At 69.7% G+C, this 14,380-nt stretch carries 14 protein-coding genes; 9 read left to right on the forward strand and 5 right to left on the reverse strand.

Annotation, left to right across the window (positions count from 1 at the left end; genetic code table 11):
- Window positions 1-64 precede the first annotated feature (64 nt).
- From pdxR to AC6LJ9_RS16895, 4 genes are all read left to right on the forward strand, one after another.
- Window positions 65-1,642: a MocR-like pyridoxine biosynthesis transcription factor PdxR gene (gene pdxR, locus AC6LJ9_RS16880; RefSeq protein ID WP_498148449.1), complete on the forward strand. Its 1,578-nt coding sequence runs from the start codon at window positions 65-67 to the stop codon at window positions 1,640-1,642.
- Between the two features lie 114 nt (window positions 1,643-1,756).
- Window positions 1,757-2,512: a hypothetical protein gene (locus AC6LJ9_RS16885; RefSeq protein ID WP_498148450.1), complete on the forward strand. Its 756-nt coding sequence runs from the start codon at window positions 1,757-1,759 to the stop codon at window positions 2,510-2,512.
- Between the two features lie 336 nt (window positions 2,513-2,848).
- Window positions 2,849-3,334, forward strand: a complete 486-nt coding sequence (locus AC6LJ9_RS16890) for a cupin domain-containing protein (RefSeq protein ID WP_498148451.1) — start codon at window positions 2,849-2,851, stop codon at window positions 3,332-3,334.
- A 164-nt stretch (window positions 3,335-3,498) separates the two neighbouring features.
- Window positions 3,499-4,863 (forward strand): MFS transporter, encoded by a 1,365-nt coding sequence (locus tag AC6LJ9_RS16895; RefSeq protein ID WP_498148452.1) that lies wholly within the window; start codon window positions 3,499-3,501, stop codon window positions 4,861-4,863.
- A 34-nt stretch (window positions 4,864-4,897) separates the two neighbouring features.
- On the opposite strand, the gene AC6LJ9_RS16900 is transcribed toward AC6LJ9_RS16895, so the two are convergent.
- Window positions 4,898-5,584, reverse strand: a complete 687-nt coding sequence (locus AC6LJ9_RS16900; protein WP_103276526.1) for a GntR family transcriptional regulator — start codon at window positions 5,582-5,584, stop codon at window positions 4,898-4,900.
- Between the two features lie 226 nt (window positions 5,585-5,810).
- Between AC6LJ9_RS16900 and AC6LJ9_RS16905 the strand changes: the two genes are divergently transcribed.
- Both AC6LJ9_RS16905 and AC6LJ9_RS16910 read left to right on the forward strand, forming a co-directional pair.
- The gene (locus tag AC6LJ9_RS16905; protein ID WP_498148453.1) at window positions 5,811-6,692 is read left to right on the forward strand and encodes a dihydrodipicolinate synthase family protein; all 882 of its coding nucleotides are present in this window, start codon (window positions 5,811-5,813) and stop codon (window positions 6,690-6,692) included.
- Window positions 6,689-7,654: a Bug family tripartite tricarboxylate transporter substrate binding protein gene (locus tag AC6LJ9_RS16910; RefSeq protein WP_498148454.1), complete on the forward strand. Its 966-nt coding sequence runs from the start codon at window positions 6,689-6,691 to the stop codon at window positions 7,652-7,654. Before AC6LJ9_RS16905 ends, AC6LJ9_RS16910 begins: the two co-directional genes overlap by 4 nt.
- 57 nt (window positions 7,655-7,711) lie before the next feature.
- On the opposite strand, the gene AC6LJ9_RS16915 is transcribed toward AC6LJ9_RS16910, so the two are convergent.
- Window positions 7,712-8,629 (reverse strand): LysR family transcriptional regulator, encoded by a 918-nt coding sequence (locus AC6LJ9_RS16915; protein WP_498148455.1) that lies wholly within the window; start codon window positions 8,627-8,629, stop codon window positions 7,712-7,714.
- Window positions 8,630-9,011: 382 nt separating this feature from the next.
- Here AC6LJ9_RS16915 and AC6LJ9_RS16920 point away from each other — a divergent pair, with 382 nt between their 5' ends.
- Window positions 9,012-9,491: a VOC family protein gene (locus AC6LJ9_RS16920; protein WP_498148456.1), complete on the forward strand. Its 480-nt coding sequence runs from the start codon at window positions 9,012-9,014 to the stop codon at window positions 9,489-9,491.
- Window positions 9,492-9,533: 42 nt separating this feature from the next.
- On the opposite strand, the gene AC6LJ9_RS16925 is transcribed toward AC6LJ9_RS16920, so the two are convergent.
- Together AC6LJ9_RS16925 and AC6LJ9_RS16930 are read right to left on the reverse strand one after the other, a co-directional pair.
- Window positions 9,534-10,505 (reverse strand): DNA/RNA non-specific endonuclease, encoded by a 972-nt coding sequence (locus AC6LJ9_RS16925; protein WP_498148457.1) that lies wholly within the window; start codon window positions 10,503-10,505, stop codon window positions 9,534-9,536.
- Window positions 10,506-10,684: 179 nt separating this feature from the next.
- Entirely contained in the window at window positions 10,685-11,524 is an 840-nt protein-coding gene (locus AC6LJ9_RS16930; protein ID WP_498148458.1) for a DUF7822 domain-containing protein, read from the reverse strand.
- A gap of 191 nt (window positions 11,525-11,715) precedes the next feature.
- On the opposite strand from AC6LJ9_RS16930, the gene AC6LJ9_RS16935 reads away from it, so the two are divergent.
- Both AC6LJ9_RS16935 and AC6LJ9_RS16940 read left to right on the forward strand, forming a co-directional pair.
- Entirely contained in the window at window positions 11,716-12,891 is a 1,176-nt protein-coding gene (locus AC6LJ9_RS16935; RefSeq protein WP_498148459.1) for a GGDEF domain-containing protein, read from the forward strand.
- A 136-nt stretch (window positions 12,892-13,027) separates the two neighbouring features.
- A complete protein-coding gene (locus AC6LJ9_RS16940) occupies window positions 13,028-13,798 on the forward strand; it encodes a hypothetical protein (RefSeq protein ID WP_498148460.1) in 771 nt (256 codons plus the stop codon).
- Between the two features lie 36 nt (window positions 13,799-13,834).
- On the opposite strand, the gene AC6LJ9_RS16945 is transcribed toward AC6LJ9_RS16940, so the two are convergent.
- Complete coding sequence (locus tag AC6LJ9_RS16945; RefSeq protein ID WP_498148461.1) at window positions 13,835-14,350, reverse strand: hypothetical protein; 516 nt, start codon at window positions 14,348-14,350, stop codon at window positions 13,835-13,837.
- Window positions 14,351-14,380: the final 30 nt, after the last annotated feature.

Here is a 14,380-nt window from a genome sequence, read left to right on the forward strand (position 1 = left end):
CCGCAAGGCGCGGACCGGCGTTGCCGGCCGGCAAGCAGGGAAGGGGCATGCAAGAGCCGCCGCCATGAACATGCCAGCCACATCATCCACGCCGCCCGCGTCCGCCCGGCGCCAGGAAGCCAGCCTGGACCTGCCCGTCGACCCGCCGCGCGACGGCGAATCCAAGCAGGCCTGGGTCTATCGCCAGATCCGCGAGCGCGTGCTCAAGGGCGCGCTGCCGTCCGGCGCGCGCCTGCCGTCCACGCGCAGCCTGGCGCAGCGCTGGCGCATCGCGCGGTCCACGGTCGAGGCGGCCTACGACCAGCTGCGCGGCGAAGGCTACACGGCCGGCACGGTCGGTTCGGGTACGTATGTGGCGGCCGTCATCCCGGACAATTTCTTCCGCAAGGGACTGCCGGGAGAGAGCGGGGCGTCCTGGGGCGCGGATGCAAGGGACAAGACGGGCAAGGCCGCGCTCGCCCCGGCCCGTCTCGCGGCCGGGCGGCCGGCGCGCCCGTTGCCGCATGAGCAGCCGGCGACGTCCGCGGAACAGGCGGCGTCCGACGAACCGCCGTTCGCTTCGCGCAGCGCCGACGCCGCGCTGTTTCCCATGACGGCGTGGAGCAAGGGACTGGCCGCCAGCGCCCGGCGCCTGACGCCCGCCCAGTTGGCCCGCGACGAGCCGCAGGGCTGGCCCGCGCTGCGCGAACAGATCGCGCGCTACCTGGGGGCGGCGCGCGGCATCGTCTGCGATGCCGCGCAGGTCGTGGTGCTGTCCGGCATTCGCGACGGCCTGGACCTGTGCGGCCGGATCCTGCTGACGCCGCGCGACAAGGTGCTGATCGAGGATCCCGGCTATGTGAATGCGGTGCCGATCTACCGTCCGTACACCTCGAGCATCGTGCCGCTGCCCATCGATGACCAGGGCTTTGCCGTGGCGCGGGCGCGCCGCCTGCGCGGCGTGAAGCTGGTCCATGTGACGCCCGCGCACCAGTCGCCCACCGGCATCACCATGCCCGTGTCGCGCCGCCTGGAACTGCTGGACTGGGCCGCGCAGGCCGGCGTCTGGGTCGTGGAGGACGACTATGACAGCGAGTTCAACTACGACGGCGCGCCGCTGGCGGCCCTGAAGAGCCTGGACGGCGCCGACCGCGTCATCCACTGCGGCAGCTTCAACAAGACCTTGTTCAATGCCCTGCGCGTCGGCTATGCGGTCGTGCCCAAGGCGCTGGCGCCAGCTTTTGCCGAGGCACGGCGCAAGACCGGGCGGTCGGGCAGCCTGATCGAACAGATGACGCTGGCGCGCTTCCTGGAAGACGGCGGCTTCGCGCGCCACGTGCGCAAGGCGCGCGGCGTGTATGCGCGCCGGCGCGACGCGGCGCTGCAGGCGCTTCGACAGGCCGTGGGCGCCGATGCCTTGCGCGTCAGCGGCGAGCACGCCGGCTTTCATCTGCTGTGGTGGCTGCCGCCGGGCTGGGACGCGCGGCAGGTGGTCGAGGCGGGCCGCAAGGCCGGCGTCGGCGTGCAGGACGTAGCCGAATTCGCGCGCAAGGCGACGCCGGCGCCGGGCGTGGTGATCGGCTACAGCGCGGTGGACGAAGCGCGGCTGCGGCGGCTGGGTGCGCTGCTGGCGGCGCTGCGGCCGGGGCGCGCGCGCGGATAAGGGCGCTGCCGGCACAGCAACGGACGCGGCGGCGCAATGACGGCAATGATGGAACGGGAGGCGGCCGGTGCGGGTTAAGCTTGCGGCCTTGATCTATCGCCACCCATGCTTTTCATGAAGAAACTCCTCGCCTTGCTGTGCGTCTCCTGGTCCGTGCCTGCGGGCGCGGCCTATGTTCCCGATGCCGTCGAACAGGCGGTGCTGGCGGCGGTGCTGCGCGATGAAGTGGTTTCGTTCTCCACCGGCGGCCATAGCTTCGTGGGCGAGGCGCAAGGCATCGTCCCGGTGACGGCCGCGTCGGCCTCGCAGGCCATGGCCGCCCGCGGCCACAACGCCAGGATGCCTGAACTGAAACAGCCGCTGCTGCTGTCGGGCGCGCTGGCCGCTACGGGCAGCGTCGCGGGGCAGGGGGATTGGTTTGATTTCGCCGATACGGCCGCGCCCAAGGTGCGCGCGCGCCTGGCGCCGGGCCAGGCCTTGGCGGGCAAGCCCCGGGCCGGCCAGGAACTGACGCTGGTCTGCGGCAAGATGGATCTGGCCAAGGACACGCTCAGCTTCAGCGGCTGCGAGCCCGCCGCCGCCGTCGCCGAGCGCGAGACGGCAAAACTCAAGGACGCGCTGGCCGCGTTCTACCAGGGCCAGCCGACCGATGCAAAAGTCGCCACGCTGGCGATCAACATCTCGCTGTATGCGCAGGAACTGCCCGCCGGCAGCGGCTGTCCCGGCGACGAGGCGCGCTGCGGGGCGTCCGTCGCGGCGGTCAAGCTGCCGAGCCTGGGGCACAAGAACGCCGTATTGCAGCGCTTGCGCGAGGCCGGCGTGGATCTGAGCGCGTTCAGTCCGCGCCAGCAGCCCTTGTTCGGGCACTAGGCGCGACAACGCGGGCCGGCCGGCAAGCCCGGCGGCCCTGGCGCCAAAGGCCTCCACCGCGTGGCCGCGCCAGATCACAGGCCACAACGCCAGAGCGCGATCGTCCAGCCCGCGTCGGACGCGCGGCGTTTCCTTGCATTGCCGTATCGGCCGGCCACGGCAGGCGACCGCGCGCTTGTCGTCGGACTCACTTCCATCCCCGCCCACCCTAAGGGTTAGACCTGATATCAGCTGCTCTACGCGCCTTGTAGGATCCCGTTAAATAAAAATGGGATCCCATTTGATCGATGTCATGGACAGGATCACGACTTTCACCACACAAGGAGCCAGAGGCACATGAGCAATATCGACAGCATCACCGGCAAGCGCATCCTCAACGAGGGCGGCCGCGGCGGCCCGTTGACCGAGGACCACCAGGGCATGCGCGCCTGCCACCAGGACGACCTGGAGTGGACCAATCTGCGCTACGAGGGTCAGTACGCCAAGATGATGTTCCACCCGACCGCCGAGGATCCGACCATCCCGAACGCCGGCATCGTGCGCTACGAGAAGGGCTCGGGGCATCCGCTGCACAACCATTACTTCGCGCAGGTCTGGTACATCCTGGAAGGCCAGTTCCGCATCGAGGGCAAGCTGTACGGCAAGGGCGCGATGATCTTCCATCCCGATCCCCATTTCGAAAGCGCGCTGGAAACCGTGGAGACGGGCGCCATCCTGTACGTGCAGTACGTCGGCCCGCACACGCGCCAGGGCGCCATCTATGAAGGCCGCTTCAACGTGACGGAGCGGCGGCCGCTGGAGGAAGAGACCACGGCGGTCTAGCGCCGGACCCGCGCGCCCACGGCGCCGCCGCCCGGCCAGGCCATGGCGGCGGCCCGCCGATGGGACTGCCGCGCAACCAGACCCATGCATACAGACGCGCATTCCCCCGCCCGCGATACGCAGGCGGGCGGGGACGAGCGCGCGCTCGAATCGGAGACACCGGGATGAATACCCCCGCAGCAGCGCCCCAACACCGTTCCCGCAAGCACTATGTGACCGCGGGCCTGTCCAGCATGATCGGCACCACCATCGAGTGGTACGACTTTTTCCTGTACGGCATTGCCGCCGCGCTGATTTTCAACAAGATCTATTTCCCCGCGATCGACCCCATCACCGGCACGCTGGCCGCCTTCGGCACCTATGCCGTGGGCTTCGTCGCGCGGCCCCTGGGCGGCATCGTGTTCGGCCATTTCGGCGACCGCGTCGGCCGCAAGTCCATGCTGATGATCAGCCTGATGCTGATGGGCGTGCCGACCGTGCTGATCGGGCTGACGCCCAGCTACGAGTCCATCGGCTACTGGGGCGCGGTGGCCCTGGTGTTCTGTCGCTTCCTGCAAGGCCTGGCGGTCGGCGGCGAGTGGGGCGGGGCGGTGCTGATGGCGGTGGAGCATGCGCCCGAAGGCAAGAAGGGGCTGTTCGGCAGCCTGCCGCAAGTCGGCGTCGCGCCCGGCCTGATCCTGTCGTCGCTGGCGATGGGCGCGGTGTCGCGGCTGCCCGAGGCGGACATGCTCAGCTGGGGCTGGCGCCTGCCGTTCCTGGCCAGCGTGTTCCTGCTGCTGGTGGGCTGGTACATCCGCGCCAAGGTCGGCGAGTCGCCCGAGTTCCAGGCCGCGCTGGCCCAGCCCAAGCCCGAGGCGCCGCCGCTGCGCGCCGTGCTGCGCGATCACAAGGCGCCGGTGCTGGCCGCGCTGGTGGCCTGCATCTCGGAGAAGACCTGGTTCTACACCATCGCGACCTTCTCGCTGACCTACGCGGTCGGCACGCTGGGCCTGCCGCGCGAGACCATCCTGAACGGCGTGATCTGGGGCGCGGCCGCCGCGCTGGTCACCATTCCGCTGTTCGGCTGGCTGGGCGACCGCTGCAGCAAGCAGGCGATCTTCATCGCCGGCGCGCTGGGCATCTCGCTGTTCTCCGCCGGCTTCTTCGCGCTGCTGGACGAGAAGACGGCGTATCACACCAACGTCGCCATGCTGGTGGCCTTCGGCGTGGTCTATGCCGCCATGTACGCGCAGGAGTCCAGCCTGTTCGCCAGCATGTTCCCGCCCGAGGTGCGCTACACCGGCATCTCGCTGGCCGTGCAGATCGGCGGCGCCATTGGCGGCGGCACCGCGCCGCTGGTCGCCACCTACCTGCTGGCGCAGGGCGGCGGCTCGCCCCGGCTGATCGTGTTCTATCTGGCCGGGCTGGGCGTGGTGGCGGCGGTGTGCGGGCTGATGATGCGGCCGTATCGCCAGCCGCTGGCGCAGGCAGGCGCGCCGTTCGCGTCGGGCAGGGCGGGCAAGCGCGTCGCGCCGCTGGCCAGCCGTTGAATGCAGGCTTGAAGGCGGGCGTGGAAGCGCGGCCCTAGCGCCGCGCTTCCATCCATTCCACCACCAGCTCGGTGGTGCGCGAGATGTGCGTGGCCATCGCTTCGCGCGCGGCCGCGCCGTTGCGCGCGGTCAGCGCGGCGATGATGTCCTCGTGCTGGCGGATGTTCTCTTCCATCAGCCGGGGCGGCATTTTCGAGGCAAAGCCCAGCACGTTCGAGACGATGCTGCCCTGCAGCTCGGCGACCAGTTCGTGCAGCCGTTCGTTGTGGCTGGCCTGGGTGATCAGGTTGTGGAACAGGGCGTTGAATTTCAGCCAGTCCGACCCGCCTTCGCTGCGCACGCGGGTGCGCAGCGCCTCGGCGTAGCGCTGCTGATGCTGCGCCAGCAATTCCAGGTCCTTGTCGTCGATCCAGTCCACCGCCAGCTGCGCCGCCAGCCCTTCGAGCTCGGCCCGGATCTGGAACGATTCGCGGATGGCGCGCACCGAGGGCACCGTCACCACGGCGCGGCCGGTGCTGGTCAGCGTGATGGCGCGGCGCGCCTCCAGGAAGCGCAGCGCCTCGCGGATGGGCGTGCGGCTGGTCTCGAATTCGGCGGCCAGCTCGTACTGGCTCAGCGCGTCGCCGGGCAGGTACTGGCCGTTGCGGATCCGCTGCAGGATTTCTTCCGAAATCTCGATCGAGGATCTGGACGCGTTTCGGGTGTTGCGGGTCTCGCTCATGCTCGGATCCATGGGGCCGGTCTGTGGCGGCCGTTCCTGGCGGCGGCGCCTTATGGCGGGGATGGTAGCACGCGGTTTGCGCGCGATTTCACCGCGCGCGCGGCGCCGGATTGCGTGCCGACAAGCGTCGGACATATCAGGCGCCCAGGAATTTGATATTGGACCGTGGCCCAGGCGCGTCCCTAGACTCTGCCCTGTACTGCGGGTTGTGAAGGAGACAAACACAATGCACTTGCAAGGAATTATCGGCTATCTGCTGACGCCCTGCGACGACGCCGGGCGGGTCGATCACGCGCTGCTGGCGCGCCACGTCGAGGAAATGATCGGCGCGGGCGTGCACGCGCTGGCGCCGCTGGGCAGCACCGGCTGCCTGCCGTACCTGGACGACGCCGAGCGCGAGGCCGTGGTCGAGACCGTGGTCGGCGCGGCGGCCGGCCGGCTGCCGGTGCTGGCCGGCGTTTCCAGCCTGGGCACCGCCAGCACCGTGCGCCACGCGCGCCACGCCGAGCGCGCCGGCGCGGCGGCGGTGCAGGTGCTGCCCAGCACCTACTGGAAACTGACCGAGGCCGAGATCCATGACTACTACCGCGAGGTCTGCGACGCGATCTCGCTCCCGGTGATGGTCTACAACAACCCCTTCACCACCGGTATGGACCTGCCCGTGCCGTTCCTGGCGAAGCTGGCCGCGCTGCCCAACGTCACGATGATCAAGGAAAGCAGTCCCGACGAAGGCAAGATCGCGCGGCTGCGCCAGGCCTGCCCGGACAAGACCGCCGTCTACATCGGCCTGAACCGCATGGCGCGCGGCGGTTTCGCCGCCGGCGCCGCCGGCTGGTGCACGGCCTCGGCCAATGTCGCCGCCGCGCATGCGGTGAACCTGTACCGCTGCGCCATGGCCGGCGACCAGGCCGGGGTGGACGACTGGTTCGCGCGCCAGTCCGGCCTCTTGAACTTCCTGATGGAACATGGTCTGCCGCGCACGGTGGCCGCCGGCCTGCGCCTGCGCGGCATTCCCAGCGGGCGGCTGCGCGCGCCGCTGGCGCCGCTGGCCCCGGAACACGAACACACCTTACTGAACATCCTCAAGCAAATGGAGATCGTGCAATGAAGCTGGGATTGCGCCGCCGTCTGGCGGTCTTGTTGGGAGCGGCGCTGCCGATGGCGGCGGCGTGGGCGCAGGCGTATCCGACGCAGCCGGTCCGGCTGATCGTGCCCTTCGGCGCGGGCGGCGTGACCGACACCACCGCGCGCGTGTTCGCCGAGGGCTTGACGCGCGAGCTGGGCCAGCCGGTGGTGGTCGAGAACCGGGGCGGCGCGGGCGGCTCCATCGCCGCCAGCGCGGTCGCCAAGGCCAATCCCGACGGCTACACGCTGCTGGTGATCACCAATGGCATGTACGCCGTCAACCCCTTGATCTACAAGACGCTGCCCTACGACCCGAACAAGGACTTCGCCTATATCGCCATGCTGGCCAACACGCCCACCGTGCTGGCGGTGAGCGCGGACAGCCCCCACAAGACGCTGCCCGACCTGATCAAGGCGGCGTCCGCGCAGGCCGACAAGATCGCGTTCTCGACGGCGGGCGAGGGCTCCGACAACTACCAGGTGCTGGAGGTATTGCAGCAGGCCACCGGCGTGAAGATGCTGCACGTGCCCTACAAGAGCGGCGCCGAATCGCTGACGGCCGTGATGAGCGGCAACACCGACGTGACCGCCATCTCGGCCGTCACCGCGACGGGCTATATCCAGGCCGGCCAGATCCGCCCCTACGCGGTCACTTCGTCGCGCCGCCTGGCCAGCCTGCCCGATATTCCCACCGCCAAGGAAGCGCTGGGCCTGGACGTGGAAGGCGGCTCGCTGTCCGGCATCGCCGCGCCGGCCGGCACGCCGCCCGAGGTGGTCGCGCGCCTGAACGCCGCCATCGCGGCTGTCGCTGGCGGCGCGATGGCGCAGGACAAGATCTATGCGCGCGGCAGCGAGCGCATGGAGGGCTCGCAGGAGGCCTTCACGCGCAGGGTGGCGCAGGAGCAGACGAAGTGGGCCGGCATATTGGCTCGTCAGGGCAAGTAAGGGCGCGGCATGCGTTGCGGCTGGGAACGGTTCTCGCGCATTGGGGACCGTCACCCCTCATGGCCGTTCCGCATCCCCGCCTTCGCCCAGCGCCTCGCGCGCCGCGTCGATGAACCAGCGCACCGCCGGATTCGCCGGTTCGGCGTGCGCGGCCAGCGCCACGGCGTAGCTCAGCGGCTCGCCGGCGGCGTCCTCCAGATCGACGAACGCCACATTGTCGATGGCGATCCGGCGCAATGCCTCCGGCACGATGGCCACGCCCAGCCCGGCGGCGATCAGGGGCAGCGTGACCAGGGCGTGCGAGGACTCCTGCATCACGCGCGGATGAAAGCCCGCACGCTGGCAGGCCGCCGCGATCTCGGCGGCGAATCCCGGGCTGTCCGAATGCGCCAGCGCCACCAGCGTGTCGCCGTCCATTTCGGCCAGCGCGGCCGACCGGCGGCCGGCGAGCCGATGGCCCGCCGGCACCACCAGCGCCAACCGTTCTCGGCCCAGCGGCGTCATGGCGATGCCCGGCACGCCCGACGCGGGCGGCACCAGCTGCGCCGCGTCCAGCTCGCCGCGCTGCAACTGCGCCAGGATCCCCACCGTGCTGCCGCTGCTCAGCCGCAGCCGCACCTGTGGAAAGCGCTGGCTGAACGCAGGCAGGATGCGCGGCAGCAGGTTCAGCGCCGCGCTCGGCACCGAACAGATGCGCAGCGCGCCCACGCGTCCCTGCGCGGCATCGCGCGCCGCCTGCAGCGCGGACTCGGCGCCGTCGAGCAGGCGCCGGGCTTCATCCAGGAAGGCGATGCCCGCGACCGTCAACCGCACACCCTGGCGGTCGCGCTCGAACAGCTCGGCGCCGATCTCGGCCTCCAGCCGCTTGATGGCGATGCTGAGCGGCGGCTGGGTCATGTGCAGCCGCTCGGCGGCCTTGCGGTAGTTCAGTTCGGTGGCCAGCACCACGAACTGCTTGATCTGCCTGAAATCCATCGCGAGTCCCCTGATCTTGTTTTGCGGGTCGTCGCGGCTGGCTGGCCAGGCGCGCGCCCAGGCGCGATTGTGCGCGCATTGGCGCGGGCTTGCACGCCGCTGGCATGGCATCGCAGCGGGACGCCGAAGGGCCATGCCAGCGGCAACGACGCTTTGGACTGCCCGATGCCGGCGCGACGCCGCCGGGCATGCCGGTCCGCGCGTCCTGGACAGGGCAGGGGCGCGACATTCTTCTACGCTTCGTAACGCACCGCGCCCGGCGGGCGGCAGTATCCTCTGCGATTCAGGGTCGCCCGGGAAGGCGCCGGGCGCGGTTCCAATAGGTGAAGCCGGGCGCAACGCAAGGCGCGCACGGCCCGTCCGCCATCTCCAGGAGACAAGCATGATCAGCAAGAACACGATATGCCTGTGGTACGACAAGGACGCGCTGGAGGCCGCGCAGTTCTATGCCCGCACCTTTCCCGACAGCGCCGTCGGCCGCGTGCTGCGCGCGCCGGGCGACTATCCGTCGGGCTCGCAGGGCGATGTGCTGACGGTGGAGTTCACCGTGGCGGGCGTGGCCTGCCTGGGCCTGAACGGCGGCACGGCGTTCAAGCACAACGAGGCGTTTTCGTTTCAGATCGCCACCGACGACCAGGCGGAAACCGACCGCCTGTGGCACGCCATCGTTGGCAACGGCGGCCAGGAAAGCGCCTGCGGCTGGTGCAAGGACAAATGGGGCCTGTCGTGGCAGATCACGCCGCGCGTCCTGACCGAGGCAATCGCCGATCCGGACCCGGCGGCGGCCAGGCGCGCGTTCGAGGCGATGATGACGATGGGCAAGATCGACATCGCGGCGATCGAGGCGGCGCGGCGCGGTTGACGCGCCGGGCGCGCCAGCGGCGAGATGGCAGGGCCGCGCCGGCTAGCCGGCCTCCGGCAGCAGCCGCAGCCCCGTCCGCTTCACGAATTCCTCGTAGCTGATCGGCGGCCCCGCCTTGGTGCTGGCGCTGTTGGCCTGCCAGTGCACCCAAGAGCGCCCCGTGGTGGCGTCGTACACGACCTTGTAGATATAGGCCGGCACGGCCACGCCGCTGCCGATGGTCCTGGGCTTGTCGGCGTAGACCGGTCCGGTGAACACGTAGACATCGCCGGACGCGCGCATCACGTACTTGCGGGTGTCCTGCTCGATCTGGCTCCAGGCGCCGCCGTTGTGCGTCTGGTCCTGCGGCACCATGTTGGCCAGCGAGAAGCTCTGCGCCATCGCGTCCGGGGTGGACATGTCTCCCGCCGGCGCCATGTGCCCGCGCGAATAGCCCGAGCCCTTGTAGTCGTCCAGCTCGGCGCGTTCCGAGCGCGGCAGGCGCGCCTCGGCGTAGAACTTGTCGGTGCGGCGCAGCCCCTGGCCCTGGGCCAGCGTCTGCCGGTTCAGGCGCTCGGCCACGAACACCGGCGTCTTGGTCTGGCCGTTGTGCAGGATCGCGAAGGCCGAGAAACAGACCTCGCGCAGCTGCTGGCTGCCGGGCACTTCCGGTGGCCGGAAGCTGGGGAAGAACTGCCGGCATTCGGCGAAGATGGTCTGCGCCGGCGCGCCCGTGGGCACGGCGATCGGCGCCGTGGCGGCGGGCGCGTTCTGCTCGCGCGGCGGCTGGCGATGCTGGGAATTCTGCTGCGGCTGATGGTGCTGCTGCGGCCAGCCCAGCCGCGCCAGCACGTCCTGCACCGGCGCCGGCATCCGCCACTGCGGATTCAGCATGTAGGTGGCGGCGCCGAAGCTCGCCAGGGACGAGAACAGCAGCGCCTTCAGGAAGCGGGGGAAGCGGCCGCCGGCGCTGGCGCGGGCCGGGGATCTGCGTGGGGGGCTTTTCTTCTTGGCGGGGGTCTTCGCGCGCGTCATTACTACCTGTGAGCTACGTGGCGGCCGCTACAGGCGGCCGGCATGGTCACGGATTGTAGATGAGTGACAAATCCAGCTCTATTGACGCGCGCGGGGTTCGCGGGCATGGCGCGGGGCAGGGCGCGCGCGAAGAAAAGACAGGCCGTCCGGGGCCGGCGGGCCGGCCCCGTCCCGGGGGCTCAGCCCTGTTGCAGATGCGCTTCGAACTGGCTGCGGTTGAACAGCTCAAAATACAGCACGTCGCTCCAGTACAGGCCCACCGGACGCTCAGTGGCGCCCGTGCGCGTGCTGTCGAAATCGTTGTCCAGGCGCAGTCCGTGGAAGGCGTCCAGCGGTTCCGCGGCGGGTTCGGCAACGGCCGTCCGAAGCGCGCGGGCGGCTTCGTCCACATTGGCCGGCAGCGCGTCCAGGGCCGCGCCGGCGTGCCGGCAGCGCGCGATTTCCGCGTCCACGCAGGCCTTCAGCTCGGCTTCGCCGGCGTGGGACATGATGTCCAGCTCGATGGTCTCCAGCAGCAGATGGCTGTCGCGATGGGCGTCGAGAAAGGCCAGTGTCTCGTCCAGCGCGGCCAGCAGCTGGTCCGAGGCGGGAGCGGCGGACGAGGCCGGAACCGGCGTCCGGGCGGCGTCCGCTTGCGGCGAGAACATCTGCTTCACGCGGTCCATGAAGGACGCCGGCTGCGACGCGCCGGAAGCGCTGGCCGCCGCCGTGGACCCAGGCGCGGGAGCCAGCGCCTGCGCCACGGCGGCGCGGACGATATCGGCAAAGCGCCGCACGCGCGCGTAGCCCGGTTCGAACACGCCGCTGATCGCATACAGCCGGGTCTTGCTGCCGGGTTCCTCGTCTTCCATCCCGTCCGACACCAGCGAGGCGCATGGCTGCGGATCGCCGGACATCAGCAGCCGGTACATGAAGGGCACGTCATACGGCCATTCCGACAGGCCGGAGATCGTCTCGGGGCGGTCGGCGTAGGCGGCGGGGCGGTTGCTGAGGCTGTAGAGATAGGATCGATTGGCCATGGGAGGGGGGGTATAGGGGGCGGATGGGAAGGATGCGCTATCTTAGTGCTGTTCTTGTCACTGTCTAGTGTCTGGACGAGCGGATTTTCCGGCCTGTCCATATCCGGGTCACTGCTACCTAGTCGTGTAGCAATTCTCACGTAAAATTTTGTTGCCGCCTTTACATATCGGCGCAATGCTTCGTTGCCGAGATGCACGTCGATCTCTTCACTCTCTACCTCATCATCATCGGGACGCTGCTCGCCAGCGCCTGCCTGACCTACTGGGAGCACCGGACCCATCCCGGTCGCAGTACGTCGCTGCGGCTGTTGGCGGCCGGCTTCGCCACGCTCGCGGCGGGTTGCTCCATCGCTCTGTACCGCGCGGCCCTGCCCGGGGTGCTGGGCTCGGCGCTGAGCAACCTGGTCATCCTGAGCGGCTATCTGCTGGTGCTGAACGCCGTGGCCGCGCTCAACGGGCGGCTGTACCGCGCCGGCTCGCTGGGCCTGCTGGGCGTCATGGCGCTGATCTGGGCCGGCGCGGGCTATTCCGGGCAGAACCTGGTCTGGACCTATGTCAGCGCCTTTCCCATCGCGCTGGTCAGCGGCATGACGGCCTGGGAACTGCTGCGCTGCCAGGCATTGAGATCGCTGTTGCCGCTGCGCATCGCGGTGGCCGTGACCAGCCTGCACGCGCTGCTCTACCTGGGTCGCAGCTTCGTCCTGCCCTGGTGGGTGGCCGGGCACGGCGCGGCCGCGCAGATGCTGGCCAGCAATATCACCATGTACGAGGGCGTGCTGTATTCCATCGTGCTGCCCATGACGCTGCTCAAGCTGGTGCGCGAGGAAACCCATGGCCAGCTGCTGCGGGAATCGCAGACCGACTACCTGACCCGGCTGGGCAACCGCCGCTGGTTCTTCGAGCAGGGCCAGCGCCTGATCGACGGCGGCCGGGGCCGCGAGCCGCTGGCCGTGCTGGCCTTCGACCTGGACCAGTTCAAATCCATCAACGACCGCTACGGCCACCAGACCGGCGACCTGGTGCTCAAGTCCTTCGCCGACATCGCGCGCGGCGTGCTGGGGCCGGCGGTGCTGCTGGCCCGCATCGGCGGCGAGGAATTCGCCGCGGTGCTGGCCGGCCGCGACGCCCGCCGCGCCGTCGCGCTGGGCGAGGACGTGGCACGGCGTTTCGCCGAGACGCTGTCCAGCCGCGTCGACAGCCTGGGCATCCCGGCCACCGTCAGCATCGGGCTGGCGCAGTTCGAGCACGACGCGCCGGCCCTGGCCCAGGGGCTGTCCTCCGCCGACCAGGCGCTGTACCGCGCCAAGGCGCTGGGCGGCAACCGGCTGGAAGTGGCGCAGCTGGCCGCGCGCATGGCGGCCGATTGAGACGGCCGGCGGCGCGTGCATGACAGCGCATCAGGCTGGCGCATCAGGCGATAGGCGCAGACCCGCCGGCGGCAAGAATGGATGCACGTCCGCTGGCTATACTCCCCGCGACCCGAACACGGAACCGTTCTCCATCATGTCCCATTCCCTCTCGCAGACACCCAGCCGGGACGGCTATTGGTTCGAACACCTCAACGACGACATTGCCCTGGAGCGCCACGGCAATCAGGTCAGGCTGGCCCGGTTCCAGCCGCCCTGGCTGGTGGTGGACCAGACCATCGCCACGCTCATCATCAGCGGCGGCTGGCCCGGACGGCTGTGGCGCGCGCGCGTCACGGAACTGGGCGACATGTCCGGCCTGGTGGCGAACCCCGGCTATTGGCGCGCGGCGGCCATGGAGCTGCTGGAGGAACTGCCGCTGTCCGTCCTGTTCGGCGCGCACGGCGAGCGCGTGGTGGCATTGCTGGAGCAGATCCAGGCGCTGTCGCGCGCGCAGGCCGAATGCCTGGCGGCGAACCTGGATCCGGACGCCGGCCACGCCTACGGCCGGGCCTGGCTGCGCTGGTCCGAGGCGCAAGGGCAGCAGCGGTCCACGCCGGCGGACGACTGGGAAGGCACGCTGGCCGCGCCCAGCGCGCGCGGCAAGGACAAATCGCCCATTCATTCCGGTTTCCTGCTGGTCCATGACCAGCTGCGCCGTCGCGCGCTGGCGCTCGACGGCGACCAGGCCATCGTGATCGAGACGGACGAGGACGGCGAGACCGAGGAAATGCTGGCGCCGTTGTGGCAAGGCGTGAGTGACGCACTGCTATATGCGGCGATGGCGCAGGGCGCGCCGCAATACGTGGACGCCGGTGACGAGGCGGCGCTCATGCGCGCCTGGCGGGCCTGCTACGAGCGTGGGTAGGCGTCTGGTGCGCGCTTGCGGCGACTAGCGGCATGTTCAGCGCGCCTGATCCTCATCTGGCTTGATGCCGGCCGCTGCCAGGCGCCAGCTGGGAATGCGGTATTCATACCAGGCCTGTTCCAGCGACTGGTAGCGCGCCAGCCAGGGTGCGAGGTGGTTCTCGATGTCTGCCGGCAGGGCCGCCAGCCAGTTGGCCAGCTCCTGTTCGTTGTGGATTGTCAGCACGGCGCCGCTGCCCAGCGTGGGTTCGTCGATCAACCCGTCGCCCGGCTTCAGATAGGCGCGGCGGTACAGGCGCCCCTTGTTCCAGATCTCGGCCGGCACATAGACCGGCCATTCCCTTTCGCACGGAAAGGACGCGTACACGCCCAGGGACAGGTGCTGTGCATTGTCGAAGGAGCCGCGATAGCGGATCAGCTCCGCGCCTTGCTGTACCTCGCCGCAGGCCCGCCACAGGCAACGCTTGCCCTTTTTCTTCCAACCCGCAAAGGCTGGCTGCGCGCGCAGCAGGTCCATGACGGCTTGTTCCAGATCGGCGAGGGCTATCGACATGCGGGATTCCCTTGAAGGTTGAGGGGTAGA

The organism is Achromobacter sp. 1011811831, from assembly GCF_059760905.1.

Excerpts from the sequence above, each read along its gene's own strand:
- AC6LJ9_RS16945 (WP_498148461.1), bottom strand. The coding sequence starts at position 14,350 with ATGTCGATAGCCCTCGCCGATCTGGAACAAGCCGTCATGGACCTGCTG.
- pdxR (WP_498148449.1), top strand. The coding sequence starts at position 65 with ATGAACATGCCAGCCACATCATCCACGCCGCCCGCGTCCGCCCGGCGC.
- AC6LJ9_RS16890 (WP_498148451.1), top strand. The coding sequence starts at position 2,849 with ATGAGCAATATCGACAGCATCACCGGCAAGCGCATCCTCAACGAGGGC.
- AC6LJ9_RS16920 (WP_498148456.1), top strand. The coding sequence starts at position 9,012 with ATGATCAGCAAGAACACGATATGCCTGTGGTACGACAAGGACGCGCTG.
- AC6LJ9_RS16895 (WP_498148452.1), top strand. The coding sequence starts at position 3,499 with ATGAATACCCCCGCAGCAGCGCCCCAACACCGTTCCCGCAAGCACTAT.
- AC6LJ9_RS16930 (WP_498148458.1), bottom strand. The coding sequence starts at position 11,524 with ATGGCCAATCGATCCTATCTCTACAGCCTCAGCAACCGCCCCGCCGCC.
- AC6LJ9_RS16910 (WP_498148454.1), top strand. The coding sequence starts at position 6,689 with ATGAAGCTGGGATTGCGCCGCCGTCTGGCGGTCTTGTTGGGAGCGGCG.
- AC6LJ9_RS16885 (WP_498148450.1), top strand. The coding sequence starts at position 1,757 with ATGAAGAAACTCCTCGCCTTGCTGTGCGTCTCCTGGTCCGTGCCTGCG.
- AC6LJ9_RS16915 (WP_498148455.1), bottom strand. The coding sequence starts at position 8,629 with ATGGATTTCAGGCAGATCAAGCAGTTCGTGGTGCTGGCCACCGAACTG.
- AC6LJ9_RS16905 (WP_498148453.1), top strand. The coding sequence starts at position 5,811 with ATGCACTTGCAAGGAATTATCGGCTATCTGCTGACGCCCTGCGACGAC.
- AC6LJ9_RS16925 (WP_498148457.1), bottom strand. The coding sequence starts at position 10,505 with ATGACGCGCGCGAAGACCCCCGCCAAGAAGAAAAGCCCCCCACGCAGA.
- AC6LJ9_RS16940 (WP_498148460.1), top strand. The coding sequence starts at position 13,028 with ATGTCCCATTCCCTCTCGCAGACACCCAGCCGGGACGGCTATTGGTTC.
- AC6LJ9_RS16900 (WP_103276526.1), bottom strand. The coding sequence starts at position 5,584 with ATGAGCGAGACCCGCAACACCCGAAACGCGTCCAGATCCTCGATCGAG.
- AC6LJ9_RS16935 (WP_498148459.1), top strand. The coding sequence starts at position 11,716 with ATGCACGTCGATCTCTTCACTCTCTACCTCATCATCATCGGGACGCTG.